This window comes from Sphingobium xenophagum, assembly GCF_002288285.1.
Taxonomy (GTDB): Bacteria; Pseudomonadota; Alphaproteobacteria; order Sphingomonadales; family Sphingomonadaceae; genus Sphingobium; species Sphingobium xenophagum.
Genome location: NZ_CP022746.1, coordinates 638,269 through 660,744 on the forward strand (window position 1 = coordinate 638,269; position 22,476 = coordinate 660,744).

The following is a 22,476-nucleotide window of genomic DNA, read 5'->3' on the forward strand; positions in this document are numbered from 1 at the left end:
GACTATACCGGCTCCCCCGCCGCACGGGCGCGGGGGAGCAGGCTGGCATGGTCGCGCTCGACCCGGAACAGGATGATCAGCAGCAGGATGACGATCAGCGGTGCGACCCAGTTGATCGCCAGGATCGCGCCGCCCAGATCGCCGCCCCGCGCGTCGCTGATCATGCCCACGACATAGGGGCCAGTCCCCAGGCCAAAGATGGTCGAGACCACGACATAAAGGCTGACCGTCAGCCCCCGCATACGGGGCAATACTTGCTCGAACATCAACGCATAGATTGGCGGCATCCACATCGTCAGGATGAGGCTGTAGAGGGTGAAGCGCAGGTAGAAATCGCCTGCATCGGGCGCGCGATAGACCCACAGCGCAACGAACGGCGATACCCCCATGGCAAATAATGCGACCCAAACGCGGCGTGAAAGACGATGTGCGCCGATGCGATCGGACAGGGGGCCGGCGATTAGCGGGCCGACGACCCCTAAACCTGCCGAAAGCAGGCCAAATTGCATGCCCGTCATTGCAGGCGAAAGGTCATAGGTCTTCATCAGGAACGATGGGGTAAAGCCCATCACGCCATAGTTGATCACACATTGCAGCGCGCCCGCGGCGATGCAGAGCAGCAGCGAGGGCTTTCCAGTAATGACGGTGAAAGCAACGGGATCGCGCCGTTTGAGATTTTGCAGCAGATTGGCAATGACGAAGGCGCCAAAGCCAATAACGCTCCATTGCACGACATGCGGGCTGATCGAAAAGCCGCCGAGCAGCAAGGGCGGACGGGGCGATACCAATTCCGCAGCGTGCATAGCGCCAAGTGAAGCGAGGATGATCATGGCGAGCAGCCCGATATTGAGCGCCCATTCCCGGCAACTGGCGCGCGCGCGCCGGAGGCTGAGCCAATGAACGCCAGGCGTTACAGCCGCCAACACCGCCCAGCTGGCGAGGAAGGGGTGGAGATCGGGTGGGCTCGCGATGCCGTCAATGGCACCGCGCCGTGGTTCCTTCAGCCTGGCCATCAGAATGGCGATGATGAAGCCGGGCGCAGCGGCGATGGCGAAGGCAAATTGCCAGCCAGCGAGCCCCAGCGGGGCGCCGCCACCGACATAGCGCGCGTCCCACCATTGCGCGGCAACTCCGCCGATGATCAGCGACCCGCCAAGGCCGAGGGCTATGGCAGCGGCGATGACCGCCATGACCAGACCGCGCCGCTGCTGGGGAAAATAATCATAGGCCAGGCTCGTGCCAGCCGGTTGGGTGGCCGCTTCGCCTACGCCGACGCACAGGCGGGACAGCATCAGGGTGAAGAAGCCCCCTGCAAAAGCCGCCCCGGCGGTCGCGATCGACCAGAAACTGATGCTTGTCGCCAGTAGCCGCGTACGGATCCAGCCATCGGCCAGTCGACCCAAAGGCAAGGAGAAGAGCGCATAGAAGAGCGCGAACACTGTGCCGTAGAGCAGTCCCATCTCCGCGTCGCCAATGCCCAGATCCGCCTTGATGGAGGGGGCCAGTATAGCAAGGATGTTGCGGTCGAGCAGGCTGACCATGTTGGTCGCTGCCACCAGTGCCAGCGCATAATAGGCCGTGCTGCGAGGCGGGACGCCCAAACTCACAGGCCGAACAGACGCTGGGCGTTCGTCTGCATCAGCTTGCGCTTGGCCGTGTCGGATATGTCCAGCAGATCATGGACGCGCACCTCATCCGGCACATATTGGTAGGGATAGTCCATCGCGTACAGGACCCGATCTTCTCCCAGCACCTTTTGGGCGAACTGGATGGCTGGTTCCCACGCCATGCCACTGGTCGTGACGCTTACATTACTGCGCATATAATCGTGGATGGTCTTCTTGAGCGGCATCATCCGTTCGTACCGCTGCGAACGCACGCCCGCCTGATGCATATAATCCAGCCGATACAGCCAATAGGGTAGCGCCTCCCCCATATGACCGACGATGATCTGAAGATCAGGATAGCGGTCAAAAATGCCGATGGTGATAAGGCGCAGCAGGTGCATACCCGTTTCCACCCCAAAGCCGAAGATCGCGCCGTCCAGCCCGGCATCCAACATCGGCCCGATCATCGCGTCGGGCGGGGTGGAAGGGTGGATATAGAGCGGCTGGCCGGTTTCCGTGAGTGCGCGGAAGATCGGATCGAATTTGGGATCGTCCAGATATTCACCCTGCGTATGGCTGTTGACCATAACGCCCTTGAAGCCAAGGTCGCGGGCACCGCGCCGGATTTCGGCAGCCGACCAATCCGGGTCTTGCGGCGCGATGGATGTCATGCCGACAAAGCGTGTCGGGTGCGCGGCACAGCGGTCAGCCAGATGATCATTAGCGCGGCTGACCATCGCCTTGGCCTCGCTCATGTCCAGCAACGGTTGCACGCCGGGCGATGTGAGCGACAGGATGGCGACGTCGATGCCGGTCGCATCCATATCGGCCAGCCGCCGATCGCCCAAATCCAGCAGGCGGTCGATAATCTCGGTAGCGCGCGGGGAAGGCGACTGCCCGTAAAAGCCCCAGAGCGACGTCATGCCCCGGTCCGCACTGCCATCGCGCACCATGCGCAGATAGGCGTCGATCTGCTCTCGTGTCGCGAAAGCCTCCTCGGTCGCGATGCGCAGATAGCCGCGATCGCCGCCGGTTTTTAAGTCGTGCGTCATGGATTATCCTTCATGGATGGCTTTGGTAACCAGACAGGCTTCAATGCCCTCCGGCCCGTCCTCCGCGCCATGACCAGACCATTTGACTCCGCCAAATGGCGCGTCAGACCCGCCGATCATCGCGGTATTGATCCCCACCATCCCCGCTTCGATCGCGCGCGCGACCCGACGTTGGCGGGCGGCGTCGCTGGTCCAGGCGTAGGCGGCAAGGCCGTAGGGCAGGCGGTTCGCTTCAGCAATCATCGCAACTTCGTCTGGGAAGCTATTGATAAGAGACACTGGCCCGAACGGCTCCTCGTTCAGGATCGCCGCAGTCAGCGGCGTGCCCGACAGGACAGTTGGCGCGTAGAAATAGCCCGCATTGCCGATCCGCGCGCCGCCGGTTTCAAGGCACGCGCCCTTCTCCACCGCGTCACCGATCAGCCGGTCCATTGCGTCAAGCCGCCGGGCGTTGGCCATAGGCCCCATGATGCTGCCATCGGCCAGACCATCACCAACGACGATTTTCTCCGCCCGCTCGACAAAGCCTGTGAGGAAGCGATCGTAAACCCCTGATTCCACGATGAAACGGGTCGGTGACACACAGACCTGCCCGGCATTGCGATATTTGCCTGCAACCACCGTATCAAGCGCGCGGTCAAGATCGGCATCGTTGAAGATCAATACCGGGCCATGGCCGCCCAGTTCCATCGTCGTGCGCTTGCAATCGTCCGCCGCCAGCTTGGCCAGATGCTTACCTACGCTGGTCGATCCGGTGAAGCTCATCTTGCGAATGATCGGCGATGATAGCAAGTGGCGCGACACTTCGTCCGGCACGCCAAACACGGCCTGTGCGACATCGCCAGGAAGGCCAGCGTCAAGCAAACATTGCAATATGCCCAGCGCGGACGCCGGCGTTTCCTCCGCTGCCTTCAATATCACTGAGCATCCCGCCGCGATGGGCGCGCCCAGCTTGCGTCCGGGATTGCCGATCGGGAAATTCCACGGGGCAAAAGCGGCGACCGGGCCGACCGGCTCCTTCGTCACGGTCGATCGCTGACCTGCCGGACGCACCAGTGCGCGACCGTAAAGGCGAAAAGTTTCACCGGCATAGAAATTGAACAGGCCGACGTTCATCATCACTTCGATGCGCGCTTCCGCCAGCGTCTTACCTTGTTCCAGTGTTGCGATCCGAGCGAGCTGTTCCTGCCGCTCGACCATCAGCCTTGCCGCACCCTGCAACACCGCTGAGCGCTCCTGTGGCGTGGAGTCACGCCAGCGCAGGAAGCCGCGTTGAGCCGCTGCCAAGGCGGCGTCCAGATCTTCCGCGTTGGCCAGCGGCAAATCGGCCAGCACATCGCCTGTGGCGGGATTGACGACGCTGTGCGTTCGCCGACCCCCGCCAATGACGCGCTGGCCATCGATCATCAAATATAGCTCTGGATAGGTCATGGAGATTAGACGTTCACAGCGCTACGGGCGGTGCGTTCGCGGTCGATATCGCCTTGCCAGCGTTCCGCCACAATCTCCCGCCCGGTCACGGGATGCTTCATGTGGAAAGGGACGACCTTGTGCGTCGGCCACAGCCAGGCATCCTCGATCAGCGCATCGGGACCGGTCGGGTCGGCAGGATAGACTTCTTTGGGGAAAGGGACATATTCCGGCTTTGTATTGGCCCAGCCGGTTTCAAAATCGGCGTGCCATTGGGGCAGATAATTCAGGACCGCGATCCGCCAGATGCCATCCACCTTGTGATACGTATTTTCATATATGCCGCCTTCCCACCATTGGCGCGGCGCCAACATCGGATTATTTGGGTCACAATGATCCTTGTGCCGCCCGGCCTGCATCATCGACCGGGCACGGGCATGGGCGGTGACGCCATCCTCGGCTATGTCGACAATATCCTGCAATTGCGGATGATCGAGCAGGAAGCCGTCGATCGGTCCGTTCGTGCCATGCGTAAAACGCTTCTGGAACCGCTCTACATAAAGGCGGCGTATCCCTTCCTTGCCGCGCCAGATGCCCCCGAAGAAGCGCACTTCTCCGTCGTCGGTGAACAGGTCGACCGTCTCGTTATACAGACATTTATCGATCAGATAGCCGTACAGATATTGGAGCTTGCGCACGTCCAGTTCATCTTCCCGCCGTTGCAGGCGGCTGGAGAGGCTGGCGACACTTTGTTCGAGTTTTGCGATACGATCCACGTCAGACATTCCACTCTCCATTTTGTATGTGATGCTTACAGAAACCAGGCTTCAGATTGCCTGCGCGGCGATCCTTTCTACCTCTTCGCGATAGGGCCGGATGGCGCGCACCATGCAGAGCGTAGCGATCGGCAAAAGCACGCTGGCGGTCATCACCAGCGCCTTCCACAATTGGGTCGGATCACCGACCAGATTGTCCTGTACCAACCCCACCAGGAAGCTGCCCATCGCGCCAAAAAAGGTAAACATGAACAAATAGATGGCCGTCACCTGACCCCGCATGGCGTTAGGCGCAACGCGCTGGATCGCGGCGTTTTGAGGTACGGCCCCCGCCATACCGAAAACCGCGCCAAGACTCGAAACAGCCAGCGAGGCATAGCCATTGGGCATCAGTGGCGCGAGAATGGCGCAGACGGTCACACACCCGAAGAAGATGGCGGCGGCCCGCACATTGGCGTCGGCATGACGCTTCGCCAGCCATTCGACGAATATCCCGCCCAGCAGCAATCCCAGCAGCGAGGCGACCAAGGTCATCGATCCCATGACCGCACCGATCTGCGCTTCATTCCAGCCATAGGTGCGGATCATGAACGGCACCCGCCAGAATTGCAGCCCGAATACCTCGATCGCGCTGAGTGCAAGACCCGCGAACAGCGGATAATAAACTCGGCGCTTGGCATGGATCGCCTTGGCTGCATCCAGCCCGGTAAATGTCAGGATACGGCGGCCAAGCGGTGCGTGGGCCGGCGGCATGATGCTGCCGAGGGGTGCTGCCTGACGTGACGGTTCCTTGATCGTGAGGAAGAGCAGCGCGACCAGCAACGCGGGCAGGCCCAGCCAGATCATCAACCATTGCCAGCCCAATATGGTAAAGCCGCCATGGACCGTCGGCGCCCATCCCGCCGCCACGCCAATCAGCATTCCGCCGATGATTGGTCCCAGCGTCGTACCGCCGATAAAGCCGAATTGTAGTAACGCGAATGCGCGGGTCAGGATGCGCGGGGGGAATGCGTCGGCCAGTAGCGAATAGGATGCGGGCGCGTGCGCCGATCCGCCGGCCGCCAGGAACACGCGCGTGCCGACAAATTGGGTGAAGCTCTGCGCTACACCGCCCAGCGCGGTAATGACGCCGATGGCCGCGACCCCGCCCGCCAGCACGAATTTGCGCGGAAAGATGTCAGCGAGGCGAGCAAGCGGGATGCCAACGAATAGATAACAGACAATGCTCGCCGGTCCCGCCAAAAAGCCGAGCTGCGAATCGGAAAGGCCGAAATCCGCCTTTATCCGTTCGGCCAGCATGGCGAACACGACCTGTTCGAAAAATGTCACGAACGTCGCCAGGATGATGACGAACAAGGCCCAATAGGCCGCCGTCATGGAATAGGCAGATGCGACGCCCTGCGTGACCGGGCGCGCATGGTCTTCGCATCGATTCTCGGTCGCGATCGGCGCAGGTGCCAGGGCCACAAGCCTTCTCCTCTTTCCGCCTGCCCCTGTACCGGGCTGATTTTTTCGGCTTGGAGAATTTGTAAGTGAAGTATACGAATATGGCGAGAGTAAAAATTCACGACCGTTAGAAATATGGGTGATGGAGAGAGCGATGCTGAACTTTGAAGGGCGAACCGCCTTTGTAACCGGGGGGGGCAACGGCATCGGGCTGGGACTGGCCCGCGCATTGTTGGCGCGTGGCGCCAAGGTCGCGATCGCCGATATTCGCGAGGATGCCATCCATACCGCGCTCAAGACGCTGGATAATCAGCACGTAATCGGCATTCCGCTCGACGTCGCATCGCGCAGCGGTTTTGCCGACGCGGCGGATGAGGCGGAGCGGGCGCTGGGTCCGATCAGCCTGTTGTTCAACAATGCCGGGATCAACCTGTTCCAGACGATCGACGAATCCAGTTTTGATGATTGGGACTGGGTGATGGGCGTCAATCTCCACGGCGTCATCAACGGTGTGATGACCTTCGTCCCGCGGATGAAAGCGGCGGGGCTGGGCGGTTATGTCGTCAACACAGCCTCTATGGCGAGTTTCCTGTGCGGCGGTGCTCCGGGCATCTATAACACGACGAAATTCGCGGTGCGGGGGATGAGCGAATCGCTCCGCTACAGCCTCGCCCCGCACGATATTGGCGTGTCCTTGCTTTGCCCTGGCCTGGTCAAAAGCCACATCTATGCCAGCGACGAAGTTCGTCCAGCGACATTGAGCGAAAACGCCAAGCCCGTCGACGGCAATGCCGTAGCCCGTTTGGCCCAGATCCACGAATTCGGCATGGAGCCGGACGTGATCGCCGCGCGCACATTGGAGGCGATGCAGGAGAACCGCTTTCACATCTTCCCGCATCCGGAATTTCAGGATGAATTGCGGGTGGTGTTCGACGAAATTCTGGCCGATTTCCGTCCCTATCCGGCAGATGCCGGCCACGACCAGCGCGTCGGGTTCGAACAGATGCGGCGGGAAAGCTATGCCAAGGCCAGAAAGGCCGCGCGCGAACGGGCTTAGGCTAAACGGCAAACAGATCGCCCTGTCGCGGGCGCGCGGGCGGTTTCGCGGTCTGGCGAGGGGTACCGACCAGCACCCGCGCTCGCCCCGTCAGCGTGTAGACGGCCTGCCGCTGCGCCCCGCGATTGAGATGGTCGACGCGATAGCCCTGATAGTGGCGCTTGAGCAATCCGGCCTTGACCAGTTCAGACGCCGCGCGGCTCAGGTTCGTCTTGCCTGACGCGCGGACGCGCGTGCGCACTTCATCCTGCACCAGCGCTTCATCAACCGCCATGTCCCCGGTCAATCGATCGTCCTTGCGCAACTCCTCTCGCACGCGTTCGACCAGCGCCATGCGCCGGGGATCGCGATGCCCCATCGGGGTCAGCGCGTCGCACAACCAGTCGCGCAGCGGCACAAGCGCTTGGCCCGTCCGCACCATCGGGCCAGCGCTGCCGTCAGGCCTGGCGACGTCCGCGATCAGGGTCAGCAGCATGAAGGCATAGCGGGGACGGGAGCAGCAATGTGACAATTGGTCGAGCAGCAGGGACAAATCACTGCCGACGGGAATGCGGGATGGGACGGGCGCATGAAACATAAGGTGAATCAAGCATAGTCCGATTGGCTTGTGAATCCCTTATTTCCAACGAGTCGCACTTTGTCGCTCGTGACACTTTGCCACCCGGTAAAGTGTCACGGCTGAGCCTTTACCGGCGAATGGCGAGACGCGGTCTGGCGGCGGAGACATGAAAACAGCATGTTATGGGCGGTGTTCGGATATGGATGGGCGAAACGACCAGGCGGCGCTGACCGACCAGTGGGGAGCGATAATCAGCTATTCCGACACTGAGCCGAACATAGGCGCAGATGATATGTGATTTAACATAATCTTTGTTATCGGACTTTATCTGGCGATGATCTGGCCGGAGCTATGCCGATCGACCGATCATACCAAAGGCTGGTTGCCCTGTGTGGGCTCCATGATACATCCGTTCGTCGGCGGTCGGTTTTTGCTGTGGTGGAAATTGCTTCAATCACCGTTCACATTCGGATTGCCATAGCAACGAGAGTGCACGGTAATGAGGCATAGCGAAGGGATGAGTGGAAGCATGACGATGGCACGGAGTTTGACTGGACTGACAATCGCTGTGGTCGCGATGGCTGCCACGCCCGCGCTGGCCCAAGCCGGCGACGCAGCCAAGGGCAAGATTGTGTTCGCGCGCTGCGCACTATGCCATGATGTCAAGCCGGGACCCAAGAAGATGGGACCCAATCTGGCTGGCCTGTTTGGCCGCACGTCCGGCACGATGGCGGGCTTTGCCTATTCGCCCGCGATGCAGAAGGCAAAGATCCGCTGGGACGCCAAGACACTCGATACGTTCCTGACCAAGCCCAGCGCCCTGGTGCCGGGTAACCGCATGGCCTTTGCCGGCGTCCCCAAGGCAGATGACCGCGCCAATCTGATCGCCTATCTTAAAGCGGAAACGAAATAGGCGTCATGCCTTCATGTCGATGGTGGCGATCAACCCGCCATCATCGGCATTGCGCAACCGTACCGACGCTTCGAAGCTCATGGCCAGCGATCGGGCTATGGTGAGGCCGATGCCGGTGCCGGTGCGTCCGCCGGGCTGACCGGTTGCACCGCGCGTAAACGGTTCGAACATCTGGTCGAGCCGGTCGGCGGGAATGCCCGGTCCCCGGTCGCGGATATGGATCAGGACACGGCTCCCTGCCCGCGCGCAGCTGATGTCGGCGCTGCCGCCATAGCGTACCGCATTGTCGACCAGATTGGCGATGCAGCGGATAAGCGCGTTGGGCTTGACGCGGACGGTACCGCCGCAGCCGGTCAGGAACCGCACCGGCGCGCCCAGTTCTTCCGCATCCTCGGCCATGCTGGCAAGCAGTGAGTCGATGTCGAGGACCGACCACTCTTCCCTCGCTTCCGTGCTGCTGGCCAGGTCCAGCCCCTCCCGCACCAGTTGCTGCATGGCTTCATGATCAGCCAGCAGCCGGGCGCGCAATTCCGCATTTTCGACCAGTTCCAGCCGCAAACGCAGCCGGGTGAGCGGCGTCTGTATGTCGTGGCTGATCGCAGCCAACAGTTGCGTCCGTTCGGCAAAGCCCGCTCTTGCGCGCCGTTGCATGAGGTTGAAGGTGGAAAGCGCGGCGCGCACCTCCTCAGGCCCGCGTTCTGGAATTTCCTCCGGGTCGAGCGATACCGAAAAAGCCTCCGCTGCCTGTTCCAGTCGACGCAACGGTTTGGATACGAAGCGGGCGACGAATATCGCAAGACCGGCTGACGCGGCGACGATCACCAGCAAATAGAGCGGATTGAATATGGTGCTGGGCGGCTTGGCGAGGCGCGGAAAGCTGAGCGCCATTTCGCGCCGTTGCCCGGCATGGTCGGTAAAACGGACGATCCAGCAGTCTGGCCGCGGCGCATCTATCAGGCCGGCTGCCCGTTCCCAGCGATTTGTGTAACTGACAAAGCAGAGGCCCGTCGGCACCTGCCCGGCTTCGGGCTGCGATCGCGGACCAAGACGTTCGACAAGCGCCTCCTGCAACGCTGTATCCGGTTCGGCAAGCGCGACTCCGGGCGGTGCTGGCGCTGCGCCTCCTATGCTGTGGTCGGCCATCATCGCCTCGGTCCGCGCAGCATCCCGCTGCAAACGGTTGGCAATGTCCACGGCGCTGGCCACCACGCGCTGCCGCCGCACCCGCTCAAAATCGTGGCGGCGGGTCTGTTCCGCCACCAGCAGCGCAATGATCGCCGCGACCGTCATGCCCAGCGTCAGGATGACGAAAATCTGCCCGGCCATGGACCGGAAAAAGCTGCGAACCCGGCCGCCCAGCCGCGCTATCATGAATAATCCACCGCGCTGGCCAGCACATAGCCCTCGCCCCGCACTGTCAGGATCAGTTCGCTGCCGCCCGCAACACTGCTCAGCTTCTGTCGCAAGCGGCTGATCTGGAGATCGATGGAGCGGTCGAACGCGGCGGTGGCGCGCCGTTCGGGCAGCAAGGCTTCCCGTCCCAGCACGATATTGGGCTGCTCTATAAAGTGGCACAGCAGTCGATATTCCGCCGATGACAGCATGACCAGCCGATCATCTGGCGCAATCAGCCGTCGCTGGACCAGGTCAAGCCGCCACGGGCCGAAATGGGCGTAGCGCGCCGACCCTGCCCTGCTCTGCGCGCCATTGTCGCCACGGCCCCGGCGCAACAGGTTGCGGATGCGCACCAGCAGTTCGCGCGGCTCGAACGGTTTGGTCAGATAATCGTCGGCACCCAGTTCCAGCCCCAGCACCCGGTCGATCGCACTGCCCCGCGCGGTCACCATGATGATCTGCACATCCGATCCCTCCCCGCGCAATTCGCGGCACAGCGACAGACCGTCGCCGTCGGGCAGGTTGAGGTCGAGGACGATGAGGTCGACCGCATGATCGCGCAATGTCTGCCGCAATTCGCCCAGATTGGCAGCAGACAGCAGCCGGTAATTTTCCTGGGCCAGTTGCCCGACGATCAATTCCCTGATGTCCGCGTCATCGTCGACGACCAATATGGTTGCGGCACGAGTGGAGGCAGTGTCGGGCATCCCCCTTCCCTAGCGCGTTGCGGGGCGAAAGTCTGCCCGGCGGTCGTCGATGATACAGGGTGATACAAAGCGATACGCTGCGCCGCACACTGGGACAGACGGAAGCCAAATTTGGCTATGCCGGTGCTGGTAAAATAGCCAAGACACGATGGTCGGCTGCCCCCTCGCCGACACCATGCGGAGTCCTTGCGATGCCTGTCCGTCCAGCGGGACGGGCAATCAGCACCCTCGATCCGGCCGTCAGCGCGCTCCCCCCTCCCCCTGCGCGCCCGGAAGGCAAAAGCGGCGCGACAAGCGCATCGCAAGGCTCCGCCTGGTCAAGAAGGAAACCCAGCCGCCTATGTTTGCGCCATTGCCTGTACGATCCCTCTCCTTGCTGGCGCTTTGCCTGGCCATGACCGCCTGTGGCGACAAGCCGCCGCCGCAAAAGGGACCGATCGAAGTGGGCGTGGTGACGCTGACGACCCGCGATGTGACGGTGGCGAGCGAATTGCCTGGCCGCACCGTATCGACCATGATGTCGCAGGTCCGTCCGCAGGTAGCCGGCGTCATCCAGAAGCGGCTGTTTACCGAAGGATCGCTGGTGAGCGCGGGACAGCCCCTCTATGAGATCGACCAGCGGCTGTACCGGGCGTCCCGCGACGAGGCGATTGCCGCGCTGGCGAGCGCGCAGGCGAGTGCTGCTGCGGCGCAGGCGAAGGCACGGCGCTATGCCACCCTGTCGGACAATGAAGCCGTCAGCGCGCAGGAGCGCGACGACGTCAACGCAACCGCGCGGCAGGCGGCCGCCGCCGTTCAGCAGGCGCGCGCCTCCCTGGCGACCAGCAACGTCAATTTGCAATTCACGCTCGTCCGCGCGCCGATCAGTGGCCGGATTGGCCGAACATTGTTCACGCAGGGCGCACTGGTCACGGCCAGCCAGGCGGACCCGTTGACCACGATCCAGCAGCTTGACCCCATCTATGTCGACATCACCCAGTCGAGCGCCCAACTGTTGCAGTTGCGGCGGTCGCTGGCGGCGGGCAGGACGCTGCCAGCCAGCGCGACGATCCGGCTGAAACTGGACGATGGCAGCGACTATCCCCAGCCCGGGCAGATCGAATTTGCCGAACCGATCGTGGACGTCAACAGCGGCACCGTGACGCTGCGTGCGCGTTTTCCCAATCCCGACGGGCTGTTGCTGCCCGGCATGTTCGTGCGCGTCGTCGCGCCGCAGGCCGTCGTGCCCAACGCCATTCTGGCCCCGCAACAGGGGATCAGCCGCGACCCCAAGGGCAATGCGACGGCGCTGGTGGTGACGAAGGACAATAAGGTCGAACGGCGGACGGTCATGGCGGGACAGGCGATTGGCGATGCTTGGCTGATCACTGACGGGCTGAAGGCCGGCGACCGGCTGATCGTGGAGGGCACCGACAAGGTGAAACCCGATGACCAGGTGAAGCCCGTGACCATCGCGACCAAGAAGTAGGAACCCGGTCTTGCTCAGTCGCTTTTTCATCGAACGGCCGATTTTCGCCTGGGTCATAGCCATCGGCGTGATGATCGCGGGCATCGGGGCCATGCTGTCGCTGCCGATCGCCCAATATCCCGACATTGCGCCGCCGTCGGTCGGCGTCAACGCGACCTATCCCGGCGCGTCCGCCGAAACCGTTGAAACCAGCGTTACCCAGGTCATAGAACAACAGCTGACCGGCATCGACGGGCTGATGTATTTCTCCTCCTCATCCTCCTCGACCGGGCGTTCGTCGATCACGGTGACGTTCGTGAAGGGCACCAACCCGGACACGGCGCAGGTGCAGGTGCAGAACAAGGTGCAGCAGGCGCTCAGTCGCTTGCCCAACGCCGTGCAGCAGCAGGGATTGACGGTCACCAAGTCGCAGACCGACTTCCTGATGCTGGTTGGCCTTTATGATGAGACCAACCGGGCTTCGCAGTCCGACATTTCCGATTATCTGGTCAATCATTTCCAGGATTCGATCGCGCGGATCGACGGCGTGGGATCGTCCCAGATATTCGGATCGCAATATGCGATGCGGATCTGGCTCGACCCCTACAAGCTGGCCGCCGTCAAGCTGATGCCGTCCGACGTGCAGAGCGCGATCGCCGCGCAGAATGTCGAAGTGTCCGCCGGGCAGATCGGCGCTGATCCCGCCCCTGCCGGGCAACAGCTCAACGCGACGGTCACGGCGCGGGCGCGGCTGCAGACGCCCGAGCAGTTCCGCAACATCATCGTCAAGACGCAGAGCGACGGGTCCATCGTCCATTTGTCCGACGTCGCGCGGGTGGAACTGGGCAATGAAAGCTATACTACTGCGGCCCAACTGAACGGTCATCCAGCGTCGGGCATGGCGTTGCAGCTGGCGCCGGGGGCCGATGCGCTCAAGACCGCGGAACTGGTCAAGGCGCGGGTGGCGACGCTGTCGACCAACCTGCCCGACGGCTACAGGATCGTATTCCCGCGCGACACGACGCCCTTCATCAAATTGTCGGTCGAGGAAGTCGTCAAGACATTGATCGAGGCAGTGCTGCTGGTCGTCGTCGTGATGTTCCTGTTCCTGCAAAGCTGGCGCGCGACGCTGATCCCGACAATCGCGGTTCCTGTCGTGCTGCTCGGCACATTCGGCGTGCTGGCGCTGTTTGGCTATTCGATCAACACGCTGACCCTGTTCGGCATGGTGCTGTCGATCGGGTTGCTGGTCGACGACGCGATCGTCGTTGTCGAAAATGTCGAGCGCATCATGGAGGAGGAAGGCCTTTCGGCGCGCGAGGCGACGATCAAGTCGATGGAGGAGATTGGCAGCGCGCTGGTGGGCATTGCGCTCGTCCTGTCGGCCGTATTGTTGCCCATGGCCTTTTTCGGCGGATCGACGGGCGTAATCTATCGCCAGTTTTCGATCACGATCGTGTCGTCCATGCTGCTGTCGGTGCTGGTGGCGCTGATCCTGTCCCCGGCCTTGTGCGCCACGATCCTGAAACCCATTGCAGAGGAACGGCGGACACAGGGCTGGTCGGGCAAGTTCAATCGCTGGTTTGATAGACTCACCGATGGCTATGTTCGCCGTACGACGCGCATGCTGGGCAAGCGGACGCTTTTCTGGGGTGGTTATGTGATCATCCTGGCCATCCTAGTCCTGCTGTTCGTGCGGCTCCCAACCAGTTTTCTGCCGGTGGAGGATCAGGGGCAGGTGATGGTGCAAATGACCCTGCCCGCCGGTGCGAAATCCAGTCGGACCGCTCGCGCGGTGGAACAGATGCAGAATTATTTCCTCAGTGACGAGAAGGACAATATCTCCTTCGCCTTCGTCATGACCGGCTTCAGCTTTGCGGGCCAGGGCGAAAATACCGCGCAGGGCTTCATCAATCTGGCGCCGTGGGGCGATCGGCCGGGCGCCATAAACAGCGCCAATGCAATTGTCGGGCGGGCCAACAAGCAGCTTGCCGCCATCCGCGATGCGCGGGTGCTGGCGATGACGCCGCCTGCCATTCGCGGCCTTGGCCAGTCCAACGGCTTCACCTTTGAATTGCTCAATAGCGGCGGGCTGTCGCGCGCGCGCTTTCTGGAGTTGCGCGATCAGTTGCTGGCCGCTGCGCAGAAAGACCCGCAGCTTGCAGGCGTGCGCGCCGCCACGCTGGAAGATACGCCACAGCTCAAGGTCGATATCGATTCCGAAAAACTGGCCGTTCTGGGGCTGACCCAAAGCGATGTCGACAATGTGCTGACATCCGCCTGGGGCAGCCGCTACGTCAATGATTTCGTCGATCGCGGCAGGGTGAAGCGCGTTTATATGCAGGCCGATGCGCCCTATCGCGCGCTGCCGAGCGATCTCGACAAATGGATGGTGCGGTCGAACGCGACCGGCGAGATGGTTCCCTTCTCCGCCTTCGCCACCAGCCACTGGACGATGGGACCGACCACCGTTGCGCGTTTCAACGGTCAGTCCGCCTATGAAATTCAGGGACAGGCTGGCCCCGGCGCGAGTTCGGGCGAAGCGATGGACCGGATCGTCGAATTGCAGAAGCAACTGCCCGCCGGCACCAGCTATGCTTGGAGCGGCCTGTCCTACCAAGAGCAATTGTCGGGCGGGCAAGCGCCGTTGCTTTATGCGCTTTCCGTGCTCATCGTCTTTCTGTGCCTGGCCGCGCTGTATGAAAGCTGGTCGATCCCCTTTGCCGTACTGCTGGTCATTCCCCTGGGTCTGATAGGCGCAGTGGTTGCGGTGTGGGCGCGCGGGTTGGAGAATAATATCTATTTTCAGGTCGGGCTGCTGACCACCATGGGGCTGGCGGCGAAGAATGCGATCCTGATCGTCGAATTTGCCGAACTGGCGCATCGGCAGGGCAAGGACGCCCTGTCGTCGGCGCTGGAGGCGGCGCGGCTGCGGTTCCGGCCAATTCTGATGACCAGTCTGGCTTTCATCGCAGGGGTCGTCCCGCTCGCCGTCGCCACCGGCGCGGGCGCGCAGAGCCGTATCGCGATCGGCACGGCAGTGGTGGGCGGCATGGTGACGGCGACGGTGTTGGCGATTTTCTACGTGCCGCTCTTCTTCGTCACTATCGCCCGGCTGTTTGGCAATGACCGGCCGACCAAGCCTGATCCGGCCCCGCCCGCTGCCGGAGTGCCCGCATGAACCGTACCGCGCTTCCTTTGGTCGCTGGGTTGATGCTGGCAGCTTGTACCATGGCTCCGGCCTATAAGCGCCCTGCCCCGCCGATCCCGGCGATGCTCCCGACGGGTGAAGCCTATGCGCCTGCACAGGTTGGCGTGCAGCCAGGACTGGCCTGGGGGCAAGTCGTCAGCGATCCGGCGCTGCGCACCGTGATCGAACGGGCGCTCGCCAATAATCGCGACCTGCGCGCGGCGCTGGCCAACATAATGTCGGCGCGCGCCCAATATCGGGTACAGCGCGCGGCCCAACTGCCAACGCTGACGGGTGATGCGGGGGCGAATGTCACCCGGCACAATGACAGCTATAGCGCCGACATCGGCATCAGCGCCTTCGAAATCGACTTGTTCGGTCGGGTCCGCAGCTTGAGCGAAGCGGCGCTGGAAAATTATCTGGCCACGCAGGAGGGCGCCCGCGCCACGCGCATCGCCCTGATCGCGGAAACCGCCACGGCCTATGCAACGCTGGCTGCGGATCGGGAATTGCTGGACCTGTCCCGCCAAACGCTCGCCAATGCAGAGCGCAGCCTGAAGCTGACCCAGTCGCTCAACGGCGCGGGGCTGAGCGGCAAGCTGGATGTCTTTCAGGCGCAAACCATAGTGGAACAGGCCGCGTCGGACGTCGCCGTCAACGTGACGCAGGTAGCGCAGGACCGCAATGCGCTGGACCTGCTGGTCGGCGCCCCGATCGAGGAGGCGTTGCTGTCAAGCTCGCTCGATGGCTTGATCGCGGGGATCGCAAGAGTGCCCGCTGGTCTGTCGTCCGACATGCTGCTCCAGCGACCCGACATCTTGCAGGCCGAGCATCAGCTCAAGGCCGCCAATGCCAATATCGGCGCGGCCCGCGCGGCGATGTTTCCGAAAATCAGCCTCACCTCGGCGATCGGCATTGCCAGTTCGGCGCTCTCCTCGCTCTTTACCGGCGATGCCTTCACCTGGTCGGCCAGCCCGTCCGCCACCATGCCGATATTCGGCGGCCCCGCCCGCGGCAGTCTGGATTATAGCAAGGCACAGCGCGACCTGGCGCTGGCGCAATATGAGAAAGCGATCCAGACCGCCTTTCGCGAAGTCGCCGACGCGCTGGCGCGCGACGGCACGATCGACGCGCAACAGGCGGCTCAACGCCGTCTGGTCGCCGCCAGCCAACGGGCCTATGATCTGTCCGAACAGCGCTACCGGTCGGGAATCGACACATTCCTGAACACACTCGTCAACCAGCGATCGCTCTATAGCGCTCAGCGGACCGCAATCGCCACGGACCTTGCGCTCGCCAGCAACCGGCTGCGGCTATACAGGGTCATCGCCGCCGACCAGTAAAAGATAGCGCTATCATAATTCGGGTTGACCATGGTTTTTGCCCGGCCTAGTCCCTGGGAAACGAACTATATTTGACAAGGACCGTCGCCCGGTGCTGATCAGGCAGGCATTTCTGGGCTGTGTCGCAGCGCTGGCTTCCATATCGGCAATGCCTGCCATCGCCAAACCTGTGATCGACTGCCCGTTGCGCGATATGCCGTTTTCGACGGCAACGCCGCTGATCGACATATTGCGTAGCCCTGCGGCACGGAGCGTGGTGGACAAAGTCGTTCCCGGCCGGATCGATACATTGCCGCCTTTCTTTACCGGCACGACGCCGCCAAGCTTCTCTGCAATCCTGTCGCTTCGTGAAGCCGTCGGCATGCTCCAGATCAAGCCTGACAAGGTCGCCGCGATTGAGGCTGAGCTTAGGGCGCTGCCGTTGACCGATGCGGAAAAGGCGGCACGCTGCGCCCGATACGACAATGATGTGCCCACATTCGCGCTGCCCGCTGGCCGTCCGCGACTGTTGCTGTTTGAAAAGATCAACGGTTTTCGCGACGGACCGTCGGTTGATGCAGCGCGCAAGGCGTTGCTGGGCATGGCCAAGCGCATGGGCTGGTCGATGGTCGTCACCGACAAGGGTGGCGCATTCAATCCCGGCACGCTGCGCACATTTGACGCTGTCATCTGGAACAATGTCAGCGGCGACGTGCTGACATTGTCGCAGCGCAAGGCGCTCCAGGCCTATCTGGCGCGCGGTGGCGGCTTTGTGGGCATGCATGGCACGGCGGGCGACCCGGTGTATTTCTGGGACTGGTATGCGGACAGGCTGATCGGCGCGCGGTTCAAGGGGCATCCATCCAATCCGCAATTTCAGGAGGCGCGCATTGCGGTGAACAAGGCGCATCCTCTGGCAAGCGCGCTGCCCGCCGAATGGCGGATGACCGACGAATGGTATTCTTTCGGTACCAACCCGCGCGCGGCTGGCGCCGATGTGCTGCTGACCCTGGATGAGAGCAGCTATAAGCTGGCGGATGGTTTGCGGATGGGCGATCACCCGCTGGCCTGGACAAACTGCATCGGCAAAGGCCGTATTTTCTATTCGGCCATTGGCCATTTGCCCGAAAGTTACAGCCAGGCGCAGCATGTCAGCCTGCTCGAAAGCGCCATCGGCTGGGCCGCCAATCGCAACGCACCATGCAGGGCCAAGGGGTAGGCCAGCCGGGCAAAAACGCAACAGATGACATCATGCCTCCGCCCGAAATGGCGGCAAAGGGTGGCCACCGGTCCTATTGGATGATAGGAGCGGCGCAAGGCAGATAGTGACATGACATCCTCACCCACCCGTCCCGGCATATACGCACGCGGGACCGAAACGGTCGACCAGATCCTCAAGGCAGCGCTGGCGGTATTGATCGACGAAGGGGCGGACGCCTTCACCTTGCGCCGAATCGCCGCGCGCTGTGATATGAAGGTCGGCAATGTCAGCTATCATTTCCCGCGCAAGGAAATGCTGATCCAGGTGATGCTGGACGAACTGGTCGATTCCTATGGCGCGATGATGGACCAGATGGTGCGCAAGCCGGGCCTGACGGTCGAAGAACGGCTACGGCGCGTCATCATCCTGTGCCTGGATGATATACAGAGCAAGCGCACCACCCATTTATTCACCGAATTATGGGCATTGGCCAATCATAGCGATTTCGTCGCCGATCGGGTGCGCGCCTTTTACGAACGGGTGCATCGCGCCATCGGCGAATATGTCGCTGAGCTCAACCCGGACCTGACCGCCGACGAAGTGCATAGCGTCGCCCTGTTCATCAGCGCGTCGATGGAAGGATCCACCCCGTTTCTGGGCTATGGCAAACCATGGGCGCACAAAATGCCGGCCTTTACCGCGCTTGCCGCGACGTCGTTGATCCAGCTGGCCAAAACGGTGACATCGCGGGATCTTGAAGGGTTGATGACAGAGGCCGCCTAGAGCGAACAAACCGGCCAAATGGGCACCATATTGCTGCATTGCAAAATATATTTCCGTTCCGCCCCCGAAACCCCTTGACCAATACCGGACAGCTGTCCAATCTTTGCGCAGACGCCGGCGTACAGACCCGATGAGTCAGCCCCGCCGTCCGCACGATCAAGGGGGATCACGCCAGATGCCGAGGACCGCCGCCAGGGGATTGTTCGCTGCTGCCGCATGGGGATGGGCACTGCTCGCCGGCCCGACGCAGGCCGCGCCCGCCGATACCGGCGCGGCGCTGGAAATGGAAACGTCTGACGTCCTGAGTATCACTCCGCCCAAACCAACTTGGTTCTTTGTGGATGGCGGTTGGGACATGCCGGGCACCAGCATCTTCGACGGCGAAACCGGCAAGATGAAGGGCATGGTTGAAACCCGCCGCCTAGCCGATTTCGCGATCGATCCGGCGGGGAAATATTATTATGTCGCCGAAACCATCTGGTCGAAGGGCGATCGCGGCACGCGGCAGGACATGGTTTCTGTCTATGACAGCCAGACATTGAACCTGATCACCGAAGTCCCGCTGCCGGGCCGCATATTGATTGGCGCGCGGAAGAATAATTTCATCGTCAGCGACGATGGCAAGACCGCCTATGTCTATGATTTCAGTCCCGTGTCCGGGGTGAATATCGTCGATCTGGTCAAGCGTAAGTTCGTAACCGCCGTGGAACTGCCCGGTTGCGCCAGCATGATGCCCAATCCGGGGGTTGGCTTTTCCGCCCTTTGCTCGGACGGATCGCTGGCAACGGTCGCGATCAAGGGGACCAAGGCGAACATCACCCATAGCGCGCCCTTCTTTTCGGCGACCGACGACCCGATCTTCGACAATTTCACCTATGACAAGCATAAGAAGGAAACGACCTTCCTGACCTATACCGGCCAGATTTATCAGGCCAAGCTGGGTCCGACGCCGACCATTTCTGCGCCCTTCTCGATCCAGGCGGCCGCTGGCATCCGTCCGGGCGAAACCAAGCCGCTGGAGCTGAACTGGTATCCGGGCGGTCGCCAGCCCATGGCGCTGCATCGACCGTCCGGCCATCTGTTCGTGCTGATGCATATGGGCGAATATTGGTCGCACAAGGCGTCCGGCACCGAAGTGTGGGAGGTCGATCTGGCCACGCAAAAGGTCGTCAAGCGGCGCACGCTCAAGGAACCGATGAACAATATCGAGGTGTCGCAGACCGACAAGCCGATGCTGTTCATGAATGGGGAAGGCGGCAACGCCATTGTCGTCGACGTCGCGACGGGTGAAGAAAAGCACAGGATAGAAAGAGCCGGGGGCAGCACCATCACGGTTGCGGACCCGTCCTGACAATGGCGCTGGGGCTGGCAATTATGGGACTGGCCGCATCGGTAGGCGTTGGACTCATCCTGCTGATCGCGGGCTTTGAAAAGCTGCGCCATCGCATCCTGTTGCCCGGCGTGATCGCCAATTACCGCCTACTCCCCAACGGCCTGGTGGCACCCGCCGCGACAATCCTGCCGATCGCCGAAATATTGATTGGCGCGGCACTGATCGCGGGCGGATGGCCGCTGCCGGTGCTGCTGGCGATCCTGCTGTTGATGTTGTTCGGGGGGGCGATGGCGATCAATATCCGGCGTGGCCGGACCCATATCGATTGCGGCTGTGGCAGACCGCAGCTGCGCCATCCGATCGGCTGGTCGCTGGTTGGCCGCAACGCCGTGCTGGCGACACTGTTGGTTCCGCGACTATGGGACGCGCCACCGCTCGGCGCGATGGACATCGCCACGGCCATGGTCGGCGGTGTCGCACTCTATCTGGCCTATCTACTCTGCAATTCCATCGGCGCGCTCCTCGCGTTGCCCGCCGCCCACCGGAGATAAGCAATCATGATGACATCGCTCATTGTCTCGCAAATATTGTCGTGGATCATGATCCTTGGCTTTGGCGTGGCGCTGCTCGCGATCGCGCGTCAGGTCGGCGTGCTGCACATTCGCGTTGCGCCTGCCGGTGCATTGACGACCGGCGGTGGCCCGGCGGTGGGCGACGCCACGGTCAAGGTCGATGCGCGCTTGCTGGACGGCGGCCCGGTAACGATCGGCGGGCACGCCCCTGACATACCGCTGCGCCTGCTGATGTTCGTGTCCGCGCAATGCCCGCTGTGCAAATCAATCATTCCGATGGCGAAATCCTTTGCCCGCGACGAGCGTGTCGCGCTCAGTTTCGTCGGTGACGATGATGCCGCGGCCCAGCGCGCGATGATCGCGCAGCACGGGCTGGAGGCTTATCCATTCGTGAATGGCCCTGAAGTGGGACAGGCCTTCGGCGTCGCGAAGTTGCCCTATGCGGTGTTGATCGACGCGGAGGGGACGATCCTGTCCAAAGGACTGGTCAACAGCCGCGAACATCTCGAAAGTCTGATCGTGGCCCATGAGATGGGGATCAAGACCGTGCAGGATTATATCGGATCGTTAAAGGCGCAGGCTGCCTGAGCGGCATATAGGGGGTCAGTGAGATGAAGAAATTTGACGCCGACGCCATGGGGGAACGCCTGTTGCGCAAGCTGGCGGGCGGCACGTCGCGCCGTTCCATGTTGTCGCGACTGGGGGCGGCGTTGGTGGCGGCGCCCGCCTTTCCTCTGTTGCCGGTCAGTCGCGCCGAAGCAGCCAAGCCAGACCGGTCACCGGAAGGCAAGACCGGTTTCGCGCGCAACGCCCAGACGAAAGACGACACCAAGTGCGACTATTGGCGCTATTGCGCCATCGACGGAGCGCTGTGCACATGCTGCGGCGGCGGCATCCACAGTTGCCCGCCGGGGGCCGAGCCTTCGCCCGTGTCCTGGGTAGGCACCTGCATCAACCCGGACGACGGCAAGGCCTATCTCATCGCCTATCGCGACTGTTGCGGCAAACCGGCCTGCGGGCAGTGCGGTTGCGACAATACCGACCGCGAAACCCAACTCTATGTGCCGCAACTCAACAATGACGTGATCTGGTGCTTCGGTACGACCAGCATGGAGTATCATTGTTCGACCGCGGTGCTGGTAGGATCCGCCAGCTAGGATCGGGCGGCGATGCGCAGGCTTGTTCTTGGTTCGCTGTTCCTGATCGGCGCGGTCGGTATTGGCCGCGCCGCGCTGCCGCCATTGGGTCCGCTGCCCGCCGCAATTACCGATCCTGACCTTGCGCGGTCCGACTATGCCGAACATTGCGGTGGCTGTCATGGCATTCAGGGCAGCGCTGCACCCGCGCTATTGCCCGAATTGCGCGGGCGGGTTGGCTGGTTCATGTGTACGCCCCAGTCGCGGGCCTATCTTATCCGCCTGCCCAATATCGCGCACAGCCGGATCAAGGACAATCAACAGCTTGCCGATCTGGTCAATTACATGGTCTTTGGCCTGGGCGGGGCCAGCGTGCCAAAGGGCGCCAAGCCTTTCACGGCGCAAGAGGTGGCACACGAACGCCAGTTCGCGCTGACATCCGTTTCGCTGAAGGCGGAGCGCACCCGCTATGTCGAGGTGGCAATCCGCCAGTGCGGCGCGCCGGCCGCCATGCGACGGCTCTATCCGGGGCAGGAATAAAAGGATTTCATAACTGAATTGGTAATAATA

General features: G+C 62.1%; 20 protein-coding genes. 12 read left to right on the forward strand and 8 right to left on the reverse strand.

Annotation, left to right across the window (positions count from 1 at the left end):
- Positions 1-2: 2 nt before the first annotated feature.
- The 5 genes from CJD35_RS17730 to CJD35_RS17750 are packed head-to-tail and all read right to left on the reverse strand — an operon-like array spanning position 3 to position 6,312.
- Positions 3-1,607, reverse strand: a complete 1,605-nt coding sequence (locus CJD35_RS17730; protein WP_017182444.1) for an MFS transporter — start codon at positions 1,605-1,607, stop codon at positions 3-5.
- A complete protein-coding gene (locus CJD35_RS17735) occupies positions 1,604-2,659 on the reverse strand; it encodes an amidohydrolase family protein (RefSeq protein ID WP_095687298.1) in 1,056 nt (351 codons plus the stop codon). The genes CJD35_RS17730 and CJD35_RS17735 overlap by 4 nt, the downstream gene beginning before the upstream one ends.
- Positions 2,660-2,662: 3 nt before the next feature.
- On the reverse strand, positions 2,663-4,090 hold the full coding sequence (locus CJD35_RS17740; protein WP_017182446.1) for an NAD-dependent succinate-semialdehyde dehydrogenase: 1,428 nt from the start codon (positions 4,088-4,090) through the stop codon (positions 2,663-2,665).
- A 5-nt stretch (positions 4,091-4,095) separates the two neighbouring features.
- Positions 4,096-4,854 carry a nuclear transport factor 2 family protein gene (locus tag CJD35_RS17745; RefSeq protein WP_086486364.1) on the reverse strand — a complete coding sequence of 253 codons (759 nt, stop codon included), beginning with the start codon at positions 4,852-4,854 and terminating at the stop codon, positions 4,096-4,098.
- A 42-nt stretch (positions 4,855-4,896) separates the two neighbouring features.
- Positions 4,897-6,312, reverse strand: a complete 1,416-nt coding sequence (locus CJD35_RS17750) for an MFS transporter (protein WP_017183421.1) — start codon at positions 6,310-6,312, stop codon at positions 4,897-4,899.
- A gap of 133 nt (positions 6,313-6,445) precedes the next feature.
- On the opposite strand from CJD35_RS17750, the gene CJD35_RS17755 reads away from it, so the two are divergent.
- Positions 6,446-7,348, forward strand: coding sequence for an SDR family NAD(P)-dependent oxidoreductase (locus CJD35_RS17755; RefSeq protein ID WP_017183420.1), 903 nt, complete (start codon positions 6,446-6,448; stop codon positions 7,346-7,348).
- A gap of 1 nt (position 7,349) precedes the next feature.
- Here CJD35_RS17755 and CJD35_RS17760 read toward each other — a convergent pair whose 3' ends face one another.
- Positions 7,350-7,925, reverse strand: a complete 576-nt coding sequence (locus CJD35_RS17760; protein WP_017183419.1) for a hypothetical protein — start codon at positions 7,923-7,925, stop codon at positions 7,350-7,352.
- Between the two features lie 511 nt (positions 7,926-8,436).
- On the opposite strand from CJD35_RS17760, the gene CJD35_RS17765 reads away from it, so the two are divergent.
- The gene (locus CJD35_RS17765; protein WP_017183417.1) at positions 8,437-8,820 is read left to right on the forward strand and encodes a c-type cytochrome; all 384 of its coding nucleotides are present in this window, start codon (positions 8,437-8,439) and stop codon (positions 8,818-8,820) included.
- A gap of 3 nt (positions 8,821-8,823) precedes the next feature.
- Here the strand turns inward: CJD35_RS17765 and CJD35_RS17770 are convergent, their stop codons facing one another.
- Together CJD35_RS17770 and CJD35_RS17775 are read right to left on the reverse strand one after the other, a co-directional pair.
- Positions 8,824-10,191 (reverse strand): ATP-binding protein, encoded by a 1,368-nt coding sequence (locus CJD35_RS17770; protein WP_017183416.1) that lies wholly within the window; start codon positions 10,189-10,191, stop codon positions 8,824-8,826.
- Entirely contained in the window at positions 10,188-10,922 is a 735-nt protein-coding gene (locus CJD35_RS17775) for a response regulator transcription factor (RefSeq protein ID WP_017183415.1), read from the reverse strand. Before CJD35_RS17775 ends, CJD35_RS17770 begins: the two co-directional genes overlap by 4 nt.
- A 340-nt stretch (positions 10,923-11,262) precedes the next feature.
- Here CJD35_RS17775 and CJD35_RS17780 point away from each other — a divergent pair, with 340 nt between their 5' ends.
- From CJD35_RS17780 to CJD35_RS17825, 10 genes are all read left to right on the forward strand, one after another.
- Complete coding sequence (locus CJD35_RS17780; protein WP_017183414.1) at positions 11,263-12,390, forward strand: efflux RND transporter periplasmic adaptor subunit; 1,128 nt, start codon at positions 11,263-11,265, stop codon at positions 12,388-12,390.
- A gap of 10 nt (positions 12,391-12,400) precedes the next feature.
- The gene (locus tag CJD35_RS17785; RefSeq protein WP_017183413.1) at positions 12,401-15,550 is read left to right on the forward strand and encodes an efflux RND transporter permease subunit; all 3,150 of its coding nucleotides are present in this window, start codon (positions 12,401-12,403) and stop codon (positions 15,548-15,550) included.
- Entirely contained in the window at positions 15,547-16,902 is a 1,356-nt protein-coding gene (locus CJD35_RS17790; protein ID WP_026002433.1) for an efflux transporter outer membrane subunit, read from the forward strand. Before CJD35_RS17785 ends, CJD35_RS17790 begins: the two co-directional genes overlap by 4 nt.
- A gap of 91 nt (positions 16,903-16,993) precedes the next feature.
- Positions 16,994-18,100 carry a ThuA domain-containing protein gene (locus CJD35_RS17795; RefSeq protein ID WP_017183411.1) on the forward strand — a complete coding sequence of 369 codons (1,107 nt, stop codon included), beginning with the start codon at positions 16,994-16,996 and terminating at the stop codon, positions 18,098-18,100.
- Positions 18,101-18,211: 111 nt separating this feature from the next.
- Positions 18,212-18,865: a TetR/AcrR family transcriptional regulator gene (locus CJD35_RS17800; RefSeq protein WP_095687299.1), complete on the forward strand. Its 654-nt coding sequence runs from the start codon at positions 18,212-18,214 to the stop codon at positions 18,863-18,865.
- Positions 18,866-19,040: 175 nt separating this feature from the next.
- Positions 19,041-20,216: an amine dehydrogenase large subunit gene (locus CJD35_RS17805; RefSeq protein ID WP_026002432.1), complete on the forward strand. Its 1,176-nt coding sequence runs from the start codon at positions 19,041-19,043 to the stop codon at positions 20,214-20,216.
- A 2-nt stretch (positions 20,217-20,218) separates the two neighbouring features.
- The gene (locus tag CJD35_RS17810; RefSeq protein ID WP_017183408.1) at positions 20,219-20,749 is read left to right on the forward strand and encodes a MauE/DoxX family redox-associated membrane protein; all 531 of its coding nucleotides are present in this window, start codon (positions 20,219-20,221) and stop codon (positions 20,747-20,749) included.
- Positions 20,750-20,755: 6 nt separating this feature from the next.
- The gene (locus CJD35_RS17815) at positions 20,756-21,358 is read left to right on the forward strand and encodes a thioredoxin domain-containing protein (protein WP_017183407.1); all 603 of its coding nucleotides are present in this window, start codon (positions 20,756-20,758) and stop codon (positions 21,356-21,358) included.
- Positions 21,359-21,381: 23 nt separating this feature from the next.
- Positions 21,382-21,927, forward strand: coding sequence for a methylamine dehydrogenase light chain (locus CJD35_RS17820; RefSeq protein ID WP_019052330.1), 546 nt, complete (start codon positions 21,382-21,384; stop codon positions 21,925-21,927).
- A gap of 12 nt (positions 21,928-21,939) precedes the next feature.
- A complete protein-coding gene (locus CJD35_RS17825) occupies positions 21,940-22,446 on the forward strand; it encodes a cytochrome c family protein (RefSeq protein WP_017183405.1) in 507 nt (168 codons plus the stop codon).
- Positions 22,447-22,476 lie beyond the last annotated feature (30 nt).